This window comes from Limnomicrobium aquaticum (genome assembly GCF_040545545.1).
Taxonomy (GTDB): Bacteria; Pseudomonadota; Alphaproteobacteria; order Rhizobiales; family Rhizobiaceae; genus Ensifer_A; species Ensifer_A aquaticum.
Map to the genome: position 1 here is coordinate 291977 of NZ_JBEPMB010000005.1, position 13047 is coordinate 305023.

Below are 13047 nucleotides of genomic sequence, written 5' to 3' on the forward strand. Positions count from 1 at the left end.
CGAAGCCAAAACGGAGCCGCGCCATGACAGACACTGCCATCACCGACAACGCAGTCCTTGTGATGAACGACATCAAGATGAAGTTCGGAAGCAATTATGCGCTCAAGGGTGTCAGTGTTGCGGTCCGGCGTGGCGAGGTCTTCGGCTTGCTCGGGCAGAATGGCTCGGGTAAATCCACCCTCATCAAGGTTCTGGCTGGTTTCCACCAGCCGGAAGAGGGCAGCGAGGTCGTGCTGTGGGGCGAGAAAATGGCCCTTCCGCTCGACCCGATGCTGATCAAGAAGCGCGGCGTCGCCTTCGTCCACCAGCATCTCGGCCTCGTGCCGTCGCTGACGGTGGCCGAAAACATGCGCGTGACGTCGCTCGGCCAGAAGAACCCCTGGTTCGTTTCCTGGCGCAAGGAGGCGGAGCGGCTTTCGGCGCTCTTTGCCGAATTCAATCTCGATATAGATCCCCTGGCGACGGTGGCGAGCCTGCCGCCGGTCGAGCGCGCCTTCGTCGCCATTATCCGAGCCTTCGAGGACCTGCGTGCTTCAGACGCCGGCTATGGCGGGGAGGGGATACTGGTTCTCGATGAGCCCACGCCCTTCCTTCCGGGGGAGGATGTGAAGCGGCTGTTCGATCTAGTCCGCTCCATCGTCAAGACCGGTGCATCCGTCATCATCGTGACGCATGATATCGACGAGGTCCGCGACATTACCGACCGTGTCGCCGTGCTCCGCGACGGGCAGCTGGTCGAAGTACTCGATACCAAAGCCTCGAGCCGGCAGGCCATTCTCGATACCATTGTCGGTTCGCGCATTGATGCCTTTGCCAAGCAGCGCATGGCTGCGGGTGCTGCACCCGTCGCAATCCGCGTGGACAATCTCACAGACGGCAAGACACCGCCCTTCAGCCTGTCCATGCAGGAAGGCGAAATCCTCGGCGTCACTGGCCTCATCGGCTCCGGCTTTGCCACCGTCCCCTATACGCTTTATGGCGCGCGACGCGGCGCCGGTACGCTGACCGTGGCCGACCGGAAAATCGATCTGGCGACGATCACGCCGCTGATGGCGCAGCGCATGGGCGTGGCGCTTCTGCCCGGTGACCGGCTGGGCGCGGCGGGCATAGGGTCGCTTGCGGTCACCGACAACATCACGCTGCCCATTCTCGATGAACTTTCGCATCTCGCCGGGCTCGATCGCGGCGCGATGGTCAAGGAAGCTGGGCGGCTTTCCACCATGCATGACGTGCGCCCGCATAATCCGGCACTGGCCCTTGGGTCTCTGTCAGGCGGCAACCAGCAGAAGGTTCTGCTCGCCAAATGGCTGCGCATCCAGCCGAAGCTGCTGCTTCTGGACGAGCCGACGCAAGGGGTGGATTTCGGCGCGCGCCAGCAGATTTTCAAGGCGCTGGACGGGGCGGCGAGAGCCGGAACCTCGATCCTCTGCGCTTCTACCGACAATGAACAGCTTGAGCAGATTTGCGACCGCATCCTCGTCTTCTCGCGCGGGGTGCCGGTGGTCGAGCTCAAGGGACACGAAATCAGCCGCAAGGCAATCACCGAAGCCTGCTTCTACAGCACCGATGCGGAGGCCGCAGAATGACGACGATCGACATGCCCGTTCAAAAGCCCGTTTCAGCGCTGAGGTCGCGCTTCACACTCAAGACCGAGGTGGAACGCTTCGCGCTGGTGGCGGCCTGGCTTTTCCTCATCATCCTCTTCGGCATTCTCATGCCGGACAGTTTCCTGAGCTGGCGCAATTTCTCCACCATGTTCGGCTCGCAGGCCGTGCTGGTCGTGCTCACACTCGGCATCATCATTCCGCTCACCTCCGGCGATTTCGATCTCTCTGGCGCGTCGATCCTGACCATGAGTTCCATGGTCATTGGCGTCTTCAATGCGCAGATGGGCTGGCCGATCTTGCCGGTTCTCGTCATGTCGCTCGCCGTCGGCGCGCTGATCGGGGCGATCAACGCCTTCTTCGTCCTCTATTTCCGCATCCACTCGCTGATCGTCACGCTTGGCGTCGGCACCTTCGTCAACGGCGTCATTCTCTGGATGAGCGGTTCGCAGACGATTTCCGGCGTCTCGATGGAACTGGTGTCCTGGGTCATCATGGGCCGGCTCTGGGGCATTCCGCTCGCCTTCTACTATGCGCTGATCCTCGCGGCATTGATCTGGTACGCCTTCGAGTTCACGATCCCCGGCCGCAAGCTGCTTTTTGTCGGGCGCGGGCGCGAGGTGTCGCGGCTGAACGGGATCCCGGTCGAACGGGTGCGGGCGACCTCGTTCATCCTCTCCGGCCTCATCTCCGCCTTTGCCGGCATTCTCTATTCCGGCATGACGGGTTCGGCCGATCCGCTCTCGGGTCTTAACCTGCTGCTGCCCGCCTTTGCTGCCGCCTTCCTGGGTGCCACGACCATTGCGCCGGGCCGCTTCAACGCTTTCGGCGCCGTCATCAGCGTCTACTTCCTCGTGACCGGTATTACAGGGCTCACCATGATGGGCGCGCATGCTTATGTGCAGAACTTGTTCTACGGCGGCGCGCTGGTGATCGCCGTGTCGCTGAGCCAGCTCGTGCGCAATCGCCAGCCGCAGGATTTCAGTTGATGGTCGAGCTCAAGGAAATTGCCGATACGCTGGCGCTCCTCTATTGGGCGCGCCCGGCCAACGAGGCTGAGATGGTCGCCATGGCGGGCGAGATGCAGCGGGATAGTGCCGCGATTGCCCCGCCGCGCGCTGGCGAGGGGAATGTGTTCTTCTCCATCGAGCCCGCGACCTATTACGCACTGATGTCGAAGGAGGCCGACGCATGAGCGAGCTCCAGCCACAAACCCTCGTAGAGGCTGCCACCCTGATCCGCAGCGGTGCGGCGACCTCGGTGGAACTCACCCAAGCCGCCATCGCCCGCGCCAGGGCCTCACAGCCGCGCATCAATGCCTTCATCGCGATTGAGGAGGATGCGGCCCTTGCCGCTGCCGAGGCGGCCGACCGCTGGATGGCAGAGGGAAAGCCGCTCGGGCTCCTTCACGGAGTGCCGTTGGCGCACAAGGACATGTATGACCGCAAAGGGATGGTGACGGGTTGCGGCTCCAGGATCCGTGCGGATCATGTTGCGGCTTCAACCTCCACCGTTATGCAGCGCCTGGAAGTAGCCGGCGCGATCTCAATTGGCCGGCTCAACATGAGCGAATTCGCCATGGGGCCGACGGGTCACAATGCCCATTATGGCCGGGCGCGGAACCCGATCGATCCGGAGCGCATCACGGGCGGTTCCTCCAGCGGTTCGGGCGCTGCCGTGGGTGCAGGCGTGGTGCTGGCGGCACTCGGTTCAGACACCGGCGGCTCCATCCGTCTGCCGGCCGCCTGCTGCGGCGTTGTCGGGATCAAGCCGACGCAGGGGCGCGTCAGCCGGCACGGCGCCATGCCGCTTTCCTTCTCGCAGGATTGCGTGGGGCCGCTTGCCGCAAATGTCGAGGACGCCTACACGATCCTGCAAATCATCAGTGGGGAGGATCCCCTTGATCCGACTTGCGAACGCATATCTCCACCTGGTGACCTTCTTGATAATCTTTCCTCCATTCGCGTGGGCGTGCTCGGCGGTGTCTTCGAGAAGGACCTCGCAGCAGTCGTGGCGGAAGGCGTTTCCACCGCCATGTCGGCGCTTGCTCCGCATGTCGCGTCCGTCGGCCAGGCAAAGCCGTCCGACCTATCGACTGTGGCGGAACTCGCCAATGTCGTGGCCATGGCTGAAGCCGGGACCGTGCATTTCGACTGGATGCGCGATCGCCCCAAGGACTACGGTCCACAGATCCGCATGCGCCTTTCGCAATCTCTTGCCATGCCCGCGCCGATCTATATCCGGGCGCTGCAGATGCGCAGCCTCATGCTCGCCGAGTTTCTCGAGACCGCCTTTGCCGAGGCTGACGTGCTGATCGCGCCGGTGATGCCTTTCCTGCCGCCGCGCTCGGCCGACGTCGATATCGGCACGAGCCCGGAGATGAACCGCGTGGTCAGCGCCATGACGACATTCACGCGGCCATTCTCCTATCTCGGTCTGCCGGTGGTCACGCTGCCAGTTGCCGTTTCGTCCGAAGGGCTGCCGGTGGCGGTCCAGATCATCGGCCGGCCCTGGCGCGAGGCTCAGATCGCCTCGGTCGCCCGCCGCCTCGAACGCGAACTTTCCCTCAAACCCTTCATGCCGCAGAGCGCGCCGCTGGCGCAGTCGGCATGAGCGCACCTTGAAAGGATGTCTCTGATGACCCTCAATCCGTCTTTCGCCCATGACGAAGTCGTTGCGGATTCCGTCTCGCCGCAGACCTTTCGTGAGGCCATGTCCAAAATGGGAGCGGCCGTCAACATCGTGACTTCTGATGGTCCGGCCGGCAAGGTCGGCTTTGCGGCGACGGCCGTCTGCAGCGTCACCGATACGCCGCCGACGCTGCTCGTTTGCCTCAACCGCTCTGCCTCCGTATTTAACGCCGTCATGGAGAACCGCACGCTCTGCGTGAACGTGCTCTCCAGCGGGCATGATCGCCTGTCGAACCTCTTCGGCGGCAAGACGCCAGTCGAGGAGCGCTTCGCGGCGGCCAGCTGGCACCGCGGCGCTTCGGGTGCGCCGGTGCTTGATGACGCGGTGGTTTCCTTCGATTGCGTGGTGACGGAAAGCATGGATGTGGGCACCCATCGCGTGCTTTTCTGCTCGGTGCTGCAGGTCTCTAATGGCGATGAGGCGGAGGCGCTGATCTATTTCAAGCGCGGCTATCATCGGGTGGGAATGGCTGCGGCGGTCTGAACTGCCAGCGCTGGCCGCGGTCGCCACGGCCGCCCGCTGGTTCCTCCGTGATCACTGCGTTCCCTGCCCGGTCTTCTGCGTGTTCGGTCCCGCCTTTACGGCACGGTTGAGGTTTGCCACCGTGCCGAAATAGGCAAGCGCTGCGACAATGAGGATGACAAGGATGACACCCCAGACGATGCGGTTGTTGTTCATCTCTCTCTCCCTGATATGCTGGCCGAACCGGCTGCCACACCAAAGGTTCCGGTGCGAGAGGCGGCGGAACTTTGGCAGGTGCCGGCCGTTCAAAAGCTGAACGAAAGCCAGGGAGGGCATCATGGAAAACGCCGAAATCACCAAGCTCCGCGGGCGCTTGAATGCACATCGCGAACTCCTCATCGAATTGACATCGCTGCTGCTGGAAGAGCGTGGGCGCGTGCCCGCTGGCGCGCAGGGCGGGCCGGGCGAGGATCTTTCCATCTACGATCAGGAGGAGGATCCGGGCGTGATCCCCACAGACGGCTTTGCTGAGCAGGCGGAGTTCGCCTCCGAGGTGCGCGCCATATTCGATGCGGCACGCGCACGCATGGAGGCGAAGTCCAGGAAATCTTGAAAGCGCGGGAACCTAAATCGGTCGCGAAGGTTGTTATCACATGACCCAGAACCGCGACCCGAAAGAGTATCGCCCGGAGACCGAAGAAGAAGCTCGGCAGGTGCCCCTTGCCGAGGCGATGGAAGAGGCGGTGCCACCCTTCAACCTTCCGCCTTTGCCGAAATCGCGCCGCGCGGAAATCCGCGTTCCGGCCTCGATCAACGGACGTGATCTGTCGCAGGGCCAACCTTAATTTCACGACATCTTTCAGCAAAAGGAGCGACCCATGGCCGAGCGCACCACACCGCCTGAAACGGCACGCGAAGAGGATTATCGCGACTACGACAAGCGCAATATCGGCGACGGCTGGCCCTATGCCGATGAGGATGGTCTGCCGGCGGATCGCAACGCGCCTTACGGCGGAACCGGCTCCAATTTCGACGAGTCCGGCCGCGTCGGCGTGGAAATCGCGCACCGTCCGGAAATTGTCAGTGATGGCGGTCCCTCCCTTTCGTCTGCGGGCGAGGAGGATTCGATTGAGGACGATGTTCTTGAAGAGCGCATCACCGACATCCTGGCGGAAAAGGAAAACTTCGCGATCGAACTGATCACCGTGACCGTCCATGATGGTGTAGCGACACTGACCGGTGAGGTCGAGAGCGCCCATGATCGCGCGCTTGCAAAGACGCTTACACTCGCTGTTCCGGGAATACGCGGCTGTGTGAACGAATTGGTCCTGATCGGCCTCGACAGCCACATTCCTAGCGACTCCGACATCTGAGCCGGAGCCCATTATCTTCCGACCTGCGTGTTCTCTTGTCTCACTGAGAGAACACGCCATTTCGCTGTCGGGTCATAGAAAGTCTTGCCCATGCCCAATGCCATGAACTCGCCCGAGGCCCCGGAAAATGGCAAGCCGCGTCCTCATCCTCTACCGGAGCAATCGAGGCGCCGACTGTCCAGGAACCAGACCGGGTTTGCCGGGCTGCTGGTCTTGATTGCACTCATCATTCTCGTTTGGATTTTCATTCCTCATTGACCGGAACAACCCTTCGCCAAATCGGTTCCGGCCTTGTTGAAACGGAAAGAAAAGGTGCCGGGATGTTGAAGGAAATTCCATCCGAAGAGGCGCGGCAGGGTCGAAACTCTCTGCGCATGCTGATTGTTCTGGGGGTCTCGTTCTGCCTCGCCTTTGGCATTCTGACCCTGCTTTATCTGTATGTTTTCACTGGCTCCTATCCGGAGCACCCGTTGAACAGTCAGAACAAACCGGCTGCCACCTCCCAGCAGCAGCCGTGAAAAGAGGCACCGGATCAGACCGGATCCGACGTTTCTTCGCCGCGCTGCAGGCCGATGTCATTGTCGACCGCCTCGACGCCATTGAGCGACAGCGCGATTTCCGTGCAGCGCTCGATCTCCTCGATACTGTGGACGTAGCCGGCGAGGCGAATTCGCCGCCCCAGCGCCGTGACGGTCACGCCGGAGGCATCGACCGAGCCGCTCGTTGCGAGAAGACTGGCGACGAGGGTTTCAAGGCCCGCTTCCACGGGATGCAGAACTTCAACCTCCGCCAGCGTGTCATGATTTCGTCTGGGCTTGTGGACCATGGCGTCGGCTCCTCAATCGGATTTGTGCTCGGGCTTGCCCTTGCGTTTCGTGGAGGCGAGATCTTCGAGTTCCTTCTCCGACATAGACTTCTCCATGCTGCGGGAGGCGCCCTTGAGCTCGCTTTTCTTCGTGTCGCCGCGCTTTGCCGACAGGGCGGCTCCTGCGGCCTTTTGCTGTGCCTTGGATTTTGCGGGCATGACGAATGCTCCTATTGCAAGTGTCAAAAAGAGCCCCGGCTTGCAATCAGCAGGGCCGTGCATGTCGGGGCGAGAGGTTTCATGGAAGCGTCTCCTTTCTTGCCGCCACCCAGCAGGTTGCAAGCAGCAAGCTTCCGCCCGCTTAGTCCTCTACGGCTTCGCCCATTTCCTCTCTCAGACGTTGTCGCGCCCTGTTAAGCCTGCTTTTGACCGTCCCGACCGCGCAGTCGCAGATCACCGCGGCGTCCTCGTAACTCTCACCCTGAATGACGATCAGCACCAGGATTTCCCGGTATCGATCCGGGAGCCGCATCAGGGCCGTGTACACTTCCTTCGCGCGCGCCGACCACTCCTGATCGGGCTGCGTCACCAGTGTGTTGGTACTGTCTGGGGGCAGCCCGATCACCTCGCGCTCCCGCTTGCGATAGCGCGTGTTGAACGTGTTGCGCATGATGGTGAAGAGCCAGGACTTCAGCCGTGTCCCTTCGGTATACTGGTTGAGATTTGCGATTGCCTTGATGAGCGTTTCCTGCACGAGATCGTCCGCGTTTTCCGGCTGGGGACACAGAATTCTAGCAAATGCACGAAGTGCAGGAATGAGCTCGACAACTTGTTCACGGCTCATGTCGATTTCCACGCCTGAAGTCGTCCGAGGGTGACAGGTAAAGACCGGGCCAACTGTTTGAGCGTTTGTGTGTCATCTGGCGATGACGCGCACCAGGCGGCAAAGCAGGCGTGAACGCTTCATCGTGCGCCTCTGGCAAGTCTGTACGGTGGACGCAGAAAAAGGGGGCTCCAACTCACACATGGACACTTATCCTCCCGGACTGGGTCATGACGACCAATGTCAAATCTGCGGAAAGAATGTTTCGGGGAGCGCCATTGTTCCGGATGAATGCCACTAAAATTAGTGATGTCTAAAATTTTGCGGAAAATTTTGGCGGCGATTTGATCTGCCGCATGAAACCGTTCGTTTTAAGAGTAGTTAGTGCCCGAACGAGAACACGTCTCCGCGAGGTTGAAATGGCCGATGATTTTGATGAGAATGCCGGTCGCGCCGCCGATTTGGAGGTCGAACGGCTTTTCGATCAGCTGGTCTCGGAGGTCGGTGCCACAGAAATACCGTTCGAGATCCGTCGCCTCGCTTTGAAACTCCAAACGTTGATCGATGCGCGGAAAGACCATGCACCAGTGCCTGCCTGAACGGGATTTCGGTTAAAGATGTCGACGCCGTCCGAACCGCGTTCGTCTTCAAATGTTCCCAGTGTTTCATCCTGCCGGATTGGATGGAACAAGCTCTCGCTCAAGCAGTTTTATGTTTGCACGCATGTTTGGCGCGCATCAACAGGAGAGGGGATACGGGATGCCAGAAGGCTCGGAACGAAAGACGACCCCTGCGCTTGAAAGGCTGGCGCGAAAGGAGCGTGAGGAATTCCTGCGGCGCTCATCGACGCAGTTTCTGGAATGCGCGATCCATCTGTGCGCGACCCACATGTCGCTTGACGATGTTGAGGATCTTCTGGAGCAAGAGGCACGGCTATTGCGCATCTATCAATAGGACCGATGCGCGGGATCGCCAATGTCCCGCATACCTTTTCCGCGTAAGGGAAGAGGTGATGCCGGAAAGGGGCGGACGACGGCGCTGACGCCGCCGGATGAGAGACCTGAGACGAACTCAAAGAGGGCGTTTAACCTGCGAGATCAGCCGTAAACGGTTGCGCATGACAGATAAGTCATTCACCCCGTTCTGGTACATCTTGATAGCCTGTCCGGCAATCTGGCTCGAATGGGAACCGTCATGATCGTCAACGTCAAGGCACACATCCTTGACGACCTTTTCGATATCCGAGAGTTCCGAGGGAGAAAAATAGCCGGAATAGCGCAGAGCTGTAGTCGTGGACATTTACGCCTCCTTTCAGTGAGAGGCTCATTAAGTCATTTTTGACTTCCACAACTTCAATGTAGTCCATTCACTCAGCCCCGGCAACCTTTGGCCATAGAATTAACCAGCAAGGTTTCCTGAGTATGAGCGCGTTGGGCCCTTCAAATATGTTGAATAGGGCGGGAGCTATTCGTCTTCGTTGCCGGTATCCTGGGTCGTTTTTCCCACATCAGCCAAGGTTTTTTCGCCGCGGGTCGCGCAGCTTTTCCTCGAGAGCGTCGCGGTCACTTTCCGGATTGCCCTTGGCTTTCAGGTAACCGCGCGGCGTATTCCCCTGGGGCTCTTCCCGGCGGGGAGGCTGCTCGGTCATGCCGGGTGCGCCGTCCTGTGGCTTTTCGATCGTGATCTGTCCCACTCCCTCCGATGTCGGCTTCCGAAGTTCCTAACCAGATGTTCCGCCATCGGTTCCCCCGGACGACAGACCGACATACTGCTTTACGAGACGCGGCAGCGTGAGTGTCTGCACGATTACCGAGAACACGATGACGGCATACCCCTGGTCGAACCGGTCGCCGTAACCGAATTGGCTGCCATAACGCGGCACATCGTTGCCATAACGACTGTCGCCATAGCCGCCACCCACCGGGCGAGAGCGCGGTTCGCGCTCCGGGTGGCCGGCAACGATGGGGCCTCGCCGGCGGCCGAACTCATAATCCCGCTCGTCCATGTCTCGATCTCGTCTGTGTGATATTGCTTTTAGCTGTCGAACGCCCTGTGCCTGCGAAAGTTCCGGCCGGGAAGCGGCCAGCAAGTTCAATTCGACCCACCGACGTCCTTGCTCTTGCCTTCGTTCAGAGGTTCCGGCGACCGGTTGTGAATTGTCGCGTCTTCGGAGGGGTTGATCACACGCGGCTTGGCGTCCGCGACGCCGTTGTTGTGGCCGCCCGCCTGCGTCGGAGCGAACTGGCCTTTCGCATCAGCCTTTATCGCGCGCGTCTTGTCGGTCTTGGGAGAGGTGGACAACTGGGTCTCCTTTCTTGTCTGCAATCCTGCCCCGGATGCCGTGGCAAGATCCCGACAAAGCCTCGCTGGCTAGTCGCGCTCAATGAACTTGTTGAACCGGCTCTTTTCGCCGCTGGCAGTTTCTTCCTGGAAAAGAAAGGCCAGATGAGACTCCTCAAAAATCCGGAAGAATTCGTCCCATCCGATTTCGTTCAGATCCTCATCCTTTTCTCGAAAATCCACCCGCAAAATGCCGCTTTTGCCGTTCCCTGCCACCTTGGAGGGGCGGCCCTTGCGGGCTTCGATCCAAGTCTTGATCCTGTCGTGGTCCGTTGTCTGATGTGCTTTTGCCATGGTTTCCTCCTTGTCTGCAGGATCTCCGTCCTATGGGGCAGGGGGCGTTCAGGATGCGGCAGCTACGGCTGTCGCGGTGCCGAAGGGGCAATAGCGCTCCCGCTCTCGGAGTCGGTTGCCATGCCCGCGCCCTTGAAGTTTCGCCTTTTCGGTCATTGGGGAAATCACCCTGCTCGACATCTTAAACTCGGCAGGATGGGCAAGGGTTCCGAACGGCGTCGAAGTCAACAGATCGGCCGTCGTTGGAGTGCGCAAACAGCTTGAGAGGCCGGAACAAATGCTCTCATTCGATGTTCGACGAGGGCACGGAACATCACCCAAGGAGACTTTGCAATGGCCGACAAGACACTCAACGACCTCTTCCACGAAACGCTCAGGGACATCTACTATGCTGAGCGCAAGATTCTGAAAGCGCTGCCGAAAATGGCCCGAAATGCGCAGAGCGAGCAGCTCAAGAATGCCTTCCTGAAACACCGCGACGAGACCGAGGGCCAGGTTGAACGGCTGCAGCAGGTCTTCGAAATCATCGGCAAGAATGCCCGTGGCAAGACCTGCGCCGCCATCGAAGGCATTGTCGAGGAGGCGGAGGAGATCATGGATGAATTCAAGGGAACTCCAGCACTCGATGCCGGCCTTCTCGCCGCCGCGCAGGCTGTCGAGCATTATGAAATCAGCCGCTACGGAACGCTTGCTACATGGGCACGTGAACTGGGCCTGAAGAACGCCGTGACGCTTCTTGAGCAGACATTGGCCGAGGAGTCGAAAACCGATGAGGCGCTGACGAAGCTTGCCGAAACCGCCGTCAATCAGGCTGCCCGGAAGAAGGCCGCCTGATCATCCGGCGTTTGAACGCATCGTTGATTGAAAACCCGGCGGTGTGGCAACCGCCGGGTTTGTTTTGTTGGCGCATGCTACGAGCGAACCTTGAGTCTTAGGTTCAGACGGCTCGTTTGGGGAGCGTCGAGGTCACGACCGTAGCAACCGGGTCGCTCGCGGGGAACGAGTCCTCCAGACCCTTGTTAAGCTGGTCTTCCAGTTCTTCAGCGTTCTGAGCGCTGCGGGCACTCGCGGCTCCGCCCTTGTTGGTACGGTGATCGTGCTCTGCACTGGCCGCAAGCCCCAAGGCCACAAGCGCGCTGAGCGCGCGATTGATCGGATCGTTATGCTCTTCAGACGCGGAGAGGGGCAGGTTGACGACGAGGGTGATGTGATCGTCGGTGGTGATTTCGACAACCGGGCCGTGCCAATCGTCTCCGGGGTCGGCAAGACGGGTCGTGGCGATCTTCATGTTCATGGCTTTTCCTCCTTCGTTAGGGGCGCGATGCGCGGACGCGGGCGCATAGCCCCGCTGAATTCAGAACGCGAGGTTGGCGGTTTGGGTTCCTCTGGCCCAGTCAGCGAGGGAACAAGAGGGCAGGGGGTAGGGTTCCTGCCCAAGCGCAAAAGTGGAAACGGAGGACAATATGCACATCTACAGGTTAATTCCCGCCGCAGGTCCCGAGGATCCCAACTGGTCGTTGTCGCCATGTCAGGGCGAAGTGGTCGTGCGGGCAAAGAGCAGCGGCGATGCGCGAATTGTCGCGACGGAGGCTGAAGCCGATTTTCCGGAAAACCGGGCAAAGCCAGCCGAGGGCGTTTCAACGGCGAATGCTTCTGCCTTTCGAAACGAAAAGCTTTACACCGTCATCGAGGACATAAGCGGTCGATATTCAGGTGACGGACCGCGGGCAATTCTCAGCGGTTCTTTCGATCACAAGGTCATTCTGCCGCTCGTGGCGCGCGATCCGTGACAAATATCATCAATAAAGAACCCGTTGAGGAACCTTTGCCTCTGGCAGAAGTTCCAAGGGCTGGAGGTAGCACACATGCTCACATTCGATATCAAATGGATTTCACCGATCCGCGTCGCTCTTCTCGATGATGACGTCAATGTCGTCGAGGGACCGATGCAAGCCTTGGCGCTTTTGCACGAAGACTGGCCGACAGCGGGGGGAAAACATCACCAGGCAGCTTTGCAGGAGTGCAAGCTGGCCTGCCACGAACTGGGTAAATCGGAGAAGGCCCGAGAGGCGTTCATGGCGGCGGCGCTCGAAGCGGGCATTCTTATCTTCGCGCAGTCAAAAGGCGGCCAGCGCAAGCGTATCCCGATGGATCGCGGACTTTCGCCCGGCAAAGGTTATGCCCTGCCGCTCTGAAGATCCAGAAACATGATTTGAGACGCTCGGCCCGCGTTCCTGCGCGGGCTGATCTTCGTTTGACGAGGAAAAGGCGTGCGGAACGTCTGCTCCTTGCAACGGTATAGGTCCGATCGACGTCTGGTTCCATCCTCCTGAAATCATGGCCATTATCGTCTTCGTTGCATTTGAAAATGGAATCTGCCCCCTGGACGCGCTAGCCCAAGTGCGACTTTGGTCGGCGTGACAGTTTCTCGGTTCGGTAGCCATGTCCGATAACATTGGCTCGGAAGACCTCGGCAGGTGTTCGAAAGCCGAGGCACTTTCTTGGGGTTGCGTTCAGTCCAGCACAGAGAATGCGCAGGTCGTCTTGCGTAAAGCTCTCTGGATCGGTGTCGCGGCAGATAAAGCGCCTGAGCCGCTTGTTTGCATTTTCTATGCTTCCTTTCTGCCAGGGCGATTGCGGGTCGCAGAACCACGT

The 13047-nt window shown here is 60.0% G+C and carries 25 protein-coding genes; 14 read left to right on the forward strand and 11 right to left on the reverse strand.

Features of this window, described 5'->3' with window-relative positions:
* Positions 1-23 precede the first annotated feature (23 nt).
* The 5 genes from ABID16_RS16775 to ABID16_RS16795 are packed head-to-tail and all read left to right on the forward strand — an operon-like array spanning position 24 to position 4778.
* Complete coding sequence (locus tag ABID16_RS16775; protein WP_354557504.1) at positions 24-1586, forward strand: sugar ABC transporter ATP-binding protein; 1563 nt, start codon at positions 24-26, stop codon at positions 1584-1586.
* Entirely contained in the window at positions 1583-2593 is a 1011-nt protein-coding gene (locus ABID16_RS16780; RefSeq protein WP_354557505.1) for an ABC transporter permease, read from the forward strand. The genes ABID16_RS16775 and ABID16_RS16780 overlap by 4 nt, the downstream gene beginning before the upstream one ends.
* Positions 2593-2799 (forward strand): hypothetical protein, encoded by a 207-nt coding sequence (locus tag ABID16_RS16785; RefSeq protein ID WP_354557506.1) that lies wholly within the window; start codon positions 2593-2595, stop codon positions 2797-2799. Before ABID16_RS16780 ends, ABID16_RS16785 begins: the two co-directional genes overlap by 1 nt.
* Positions 2796-4217, forward strand: coding sequence for an amidase (locus ABID16_RS16790; protein WP_354557507.1), 1422 nt, complete (start codon positions 2796-2798; stop codon positions 4215-4217). Before ABID16_RS16785 ends, ABID16_RS16790 begins: the two co-directional genes overlap by 4 nt.
* A 15-nt stretch (positions 4218-4232) precedes the next feature.
* Positions 4233-4778, forward strand: a complete 546-nt coding sequence (locus ABID16_RS16795; protein ID WP_435532436.1) for a flavin reductase — start codon at positions 4233-4235, stop codon at positions 4776-4778.
* 51 nt (positions 4779-4829) lie between these two features.
* Here ABID16_RS16795 and ABID16_RS16800 read toward each other — a convergent pair whose 3' ends face one another.
* Entirely contained in the window at positions 4830-4973 is a 144-nt protein-coding gene (locus ABID16_RS16800; RefSeq protein WP_354557509.1) for a hypothetical protein, read from the reverse strand.
* A gap of 121 nt (positions 4974-5094) precedes the next feature.
* Between ABID16_RS16800 and ABID16_RS16805 the strand changes: the two genes are divergently transcribed.
* The 4 genes from ABID16_RS16805 to ABID16_RS16820 all read left to right on the forward strand — a co-directional run bounded on the left by ABID16_RS16805 (position 5095) and on the right by ABID16_RS16820 (position 6648).
* The gene (locus ABID16_RS16805) at positions 5095-5370 is read left to right on the forward strand and encodes a hypothetical protein (protein WP_354557510.1); all 276 of its coding nucleotides are present in this window, start codon (positions 5095-5097) and stop codon (positions 5368-5370) included.
* Between the two features lie 40 nt (positions 5371-5410).
* A complete protein-coding gene (locus ABID16_RS16810) occupies positions 5411-5602 on the forward strand; it encodes a hypothetical protein (protein WP_354557511.1) in 192 nt (63 codons plus the stop codon).
* Positions 5603-5635: 33 nt separating this feature from the next.
* Complete coding sequence (locus ABID16_RS16815) at positions 5636-6130, forward strand: BON domain-containing protein (protein WP_354557512.1); 495 nt, start codon at positions 5636-5638, stop codon at positions 6128-6130.
* A gap of 254 nt (positions 6131-6384) precedes the next feature.
* Entirely contained in the window at positions 6385-6648 is a 264-nt protein-coding gene (locus ABID16_RS16820; protein ID WP_354557513.1) for a hypothetical protein, read from the forward strand.
* Between the two features lie 14 nt (positions 6649-6662).
* Here ABID16_RS16820 and ABID16_RS16825 read toward each other — a convergent pair whose 3' ends face one another.
* The 3 genes from ABID16_RS16825 to ABID16_RS16835 form a co-directional block, all read right to left on the reverse strand.
* A complete protein-coding gene (locus ABID16_RS16825; protein ID WP_354557514.1) occupies positions 6663-6956 on the reverse strand; it encodes a BON domain-containing protein in 294 nt (97 codons plus the stop codon).
* A 12-nt stretch (positions 6957-6968) separates the two neighbouring features.
* Positions 6969-7154, reverse strand: coding sequence for a DUF3008 family protein (locus ABID16_RS16830; protein ID WP_354557515.1), 186 nt, complete (start codon positions 7152-7154; stop codon positions 6969-6971).
* Positions 7155-7296: 142 nt separating this feature from the next.
* A complete protein-coding gene (locus ABID16_RS16835) occupies positions 7297-7779 on the reverse strand; it encodes a sigma-70 family RNA polymerase sigma factor (RefSeq protein ID WP_354557516.1) in 483 nt (160 codons plus the stop codon).
* A 398-nt stretch (positions 7780-8177) separates the two neighbouring features.
* Between ABID16_RS16835 and ABID16_RS16840 the strand changes: the two genes are divergently transcribed.
* Positions 8178-8357: a hypothetical protein gene (locus ABID16_RS16840; RefSeq protein ID WP_354557517.1), complete on the forward strand. Its 180-nt coding sequence runs from the start codon at positions 8178-8180 to the stop codon at positions 8355-8357.
* A 160-nt stretch (positions 8358-8517) separates the two neighbouring features.
* Positions 8518-8712, forward strand: coding sequence for a hypothetical protein (locus tag ABID16_RS16845; protein WP_354557518.1), 195 nt, complete (start codon positions 8518-8520; stop codon positions 8710-8712).
* 117 nt (positions 8713-8829) lie between these two features.
* Here ABID16_RS16845 and ABID16_RS16850 read toward each other — a convergent pair whose 3' ends face one another.
* The 5 genes from ABID16_RS16850 to ABID16_RS16870 form a co-directional block, all read right to left on the reverse strand.
* On the reverse strand, positions 8830-9057 hold the full coding sequence (locus ABID16_RS16850; protein ID WP_354557519.1) for a hypothetical protein: 228 nt from the start codon (positions 9055-9057) through the stop codon (positions 8830-8832).
* 208 nt (positions 9058-9265) lie between these two features.
* Entirely contained in the window at positions 9266-9451 is a 186-nt protein-coding gene (locus ABID16_RS16855) for a hypothetical protein (RefSeq protein WP_354557537.1), read from the reverse strand.
* 27 nt (positions 9452-9478) lie between these two features.
* Entirely contained in the window at positions 9479-9763 is a 285-nt protein-coding gene (locus ABID16_RS16860; protein ID WP_354557520.1) for a hypothetical protein, read from the reverse strand.
* An 86-nt stretch (positions 9764-9849) separates the two neighbouring features.
* Positions 9850-10059: a hypothetical protein gene (locus ABID16_RS16865; protein ID WP_354557521.1), complete on the reverse strand. Its 210-nt coding sequence runs from the start codon at positions 10057-10059 to the stop codon at positions 9850-9852.
* A 69-nt stretch (positions 10060-10128) separates the two neighbouring features.
* Complete coding sequence (locus ABID16_RS16870) at positions 10129-10392, reverse strand: hypothetical protein (protein ID WP_354557522.1); 264 nt, start codon at positions 10390-10392, stop codon at positions 10129-10131.
* Between the two features lie 333 nt (positions 10393-10725).
* Between ABID16_RS16870 and ABID16_RS16875 the strand changes: the two genes are divergently transcribed.
* Positions 10726-11226 carry a YciE/YciF ferroxidase family protein gene (locus ABID16_RS16875; RefSeq protein WP_354557523.1) on the forward strand — a complete coding sequence of 167 codons (501 nt, stop codon included), beginning with the start codon at positions 10726-10728 and terminating at the stop codon, positions 11224-11226.
* 103 nt (positions 11227-11329) lie between these two features.
* Here the strand turns inward: ABID16_RS16875 and ABID16_RS16880 are convergent, their stop codons facing one another.
* Positions 11330-11686, reverse strand: a complete 357-nt coding sequence (locus ABID16_RS16880) for a hypothetical protein (RefSeq protein WP_354557524.1) — start codon at positions 11684-11686, stop codon at positions 11330-11332.
* A gap of 169 nt (positions 11687-11855) precedes the next feature.
* Here ABID16_RS16880 and ABID16_RS16885 point away from each other — a divergent pair, with 169 nt between their 5' ends.
* Both ABID16_RS16885 and ABID16_RS16890 read left to right on the forward strand, forming a co-directional pair.
* Positions 11856-12182 carry a hypothetical protein gene (locus ABID16_RS16885; RefSeq protein WP_354557525.1) on the forward strand — a complete coding sequence of 109 codons (327 nt, stop codon included), beginning with the start codon at positions 11856-11858 and terminating at the stop codon, positions 12180-12182.
* Positions 12183-12257: 75 nt separating this feature from the next.
* A complete protein-coding gene (locus ABID16_RS16890) occupies positions 12258-12587 on the forward strand; it encodes a DUF982 domain-containing protein (RefSeq protein WP_354557526.1) in 330 nt (109 codons plus the stop codon).
* Positions 12588-12783: 196 nt separating this feature from the next.
* Here ABID16_RS16890 and ABID16_RS16895 read toward each other — a convergent pair.
* A partial coding sequence (locus ABID16_RS16895) for a transposase (RefSeq protein WP_435532437.1) occupies positions 12784-13047 on the reverse strand: 264 nt, incomplete at its 5' end.

What these genes read in the sequence shown, in the direction of transcription:
- ABID16_RS16775 (WP_354557504.1), top strand. Translation starts at nt 24, where the DNA reads ATGACAGACACTGCCATCACCGACAACGCAGTCCTTGTGATGAACGAC.
- ABID16_RS16780 (WP_354557505.1), top strand. Translation starts at nt 1,583, where the DNA reads ATGACGACGATCGACATGCCCGTTCAAAAGCCCGTTTCAGCGCTGAGG.
- ABID16_RS16785 (WP_354557506.1), top strand. Translation starts at nt 2,593, where the DNA reads ATGGTCGAGCTCAAGGAAATTGCCGATACGCTGGCGCTCCTCTATTGG.
- ABID16_RS16790 (WP_354557507.1), top strand. Translation starts at nt 2,796, where the DNA reads ATGAGCGAGCTCCAGCCACAAACCCTCGTAGAGGCTGCCACCCTGATC.
- ABID16_RS16795 (WP_435532436.1), top strand. Translation starts at nt 4,233, where the DNA reads ATGTCTCTGATGACCCTCAATCCGTCTTTCGCCCATGACGAAGTCGTT.
- ABID16_RS16800 (WP_354557509.1), bottom strand. Translation starts at nt 4,973, where the DNA reads ATGAACAACAACCGCATCGTCTGGGGTGTCATCCTTGTCATCCTCATT.
- ABID16_RS16805 (WP_354557510.1), top strand. Translation starts at nt 5,095, where the DNA reads ATGGAAAACGCCGAAATCACCAAGCTCCGCGGGCGCTTGAATGCACAT.
- ABID16_RS16810 (WP_354557511.1), top strand. Translation starts at nt 5,411, where the DNA reads ATGACCCAGAACCGCGACCCGAAAGAGTATCGCCCGGAGACCGAAGAA.
- ABID16_RS16815 (WP_354557512.1), top strand. Translation starts at nt 5,636, where the DNA reads ATGGCCGAGCGCACCACACCGCCTGAAACGGCACGCGAAGAGGATTAT.
- ABID16_RS16825 (WP_354557514.1), bottom strand. Translation starts at nt 6,956, where the DNA reads ATGGTCCACAAGCCCAGACGAAATCATGACACGCTGGCGGAGGTTGAA.
- ABID16_RS16830 (WP_354557515.1), bottom strand. Translation starts at nt 7,154, where the DNA reads ATGCCCGCAAAATCCAAGGCACAGCAAAAGGCCGCAGGAGCCGCCCTG.
- ABID16_RS16835 (WP_354557516.1), bottom strand. Translation starts at nt 7,779, where the DNA reads ATGAGCCGTGAACAAGTTGTCGAGCTCATTCCTGCACTTCGTGCATTT.
- ABID16_RS16840 (WP_354557517.1), top strand. Translation starts at nt 8,178, where the DNA reads ATGGCCGATGATTTTGATGAGAATGCCGGTCGCGCCGCCGATTTGGAG.
- ABID16_RS16845 (WP_354557518.1), top strand. Translation starts at nt 8,518, where the DNA reads ATGCCAGAAGGCTCGGAACGAAAGACGACCCCTGCGCTTGAAAGGCTG.
- ABID16_RS16850 (WP_354557519.1), bottom strand. Translation starts at nt 9,057, where the DNA reads ATGTCCACGACTACAGCTCTGCGCTATTCCGGCTATTTTTCTCCCTCG.
- ABID16_RS16860 (WP_354557520.1), bottom strand. Translation starts at nt 9,763, where the DNA reads ATGGACGAGCGGGATTATGAGTTCGGCCGCCGGCGAGGCCCCATCGTT.
- ABID16_RS16870 (WP_354557522.1), bottom strand. Translation starts at nt 10,392, where the DNA reads ATGGCAAAAGCACATCAGACAACGGACCACGACAGGATCAAGACTTGG.
- ABID16_RS16875 (WP_354557523.1), top strand. Translation starts at nt 10,726, where the DNA reads ATGGCCGACAAGACACTCAACGACCTCTTCCACGAAACGCTCAGGGAC.
- ABID16_RS16880 (WP_354557524.1), bottom strand. Translation starts at nt 11,686, where the DNA reads ATGAACATGAAGATCGCCACGACCCGTCTTGCCGACCCCGGAGACGAT.
- ABID16_RS16885 (WP_354557525.1), top strand. Translation starts at nt 11,856, where the DNA reads ATGCACATCTACAGGTTAATTCCCGCCGCAGGTCCCGAGGATCCCAAC.
- ABID16_RS16890 (WP_354557526.1), top strand. Translation starts at nt 12,258, where the DNA reads ATGCTCACATTCGATATCAAATGGATTTCACCGATCCGCGTCGCTCTT.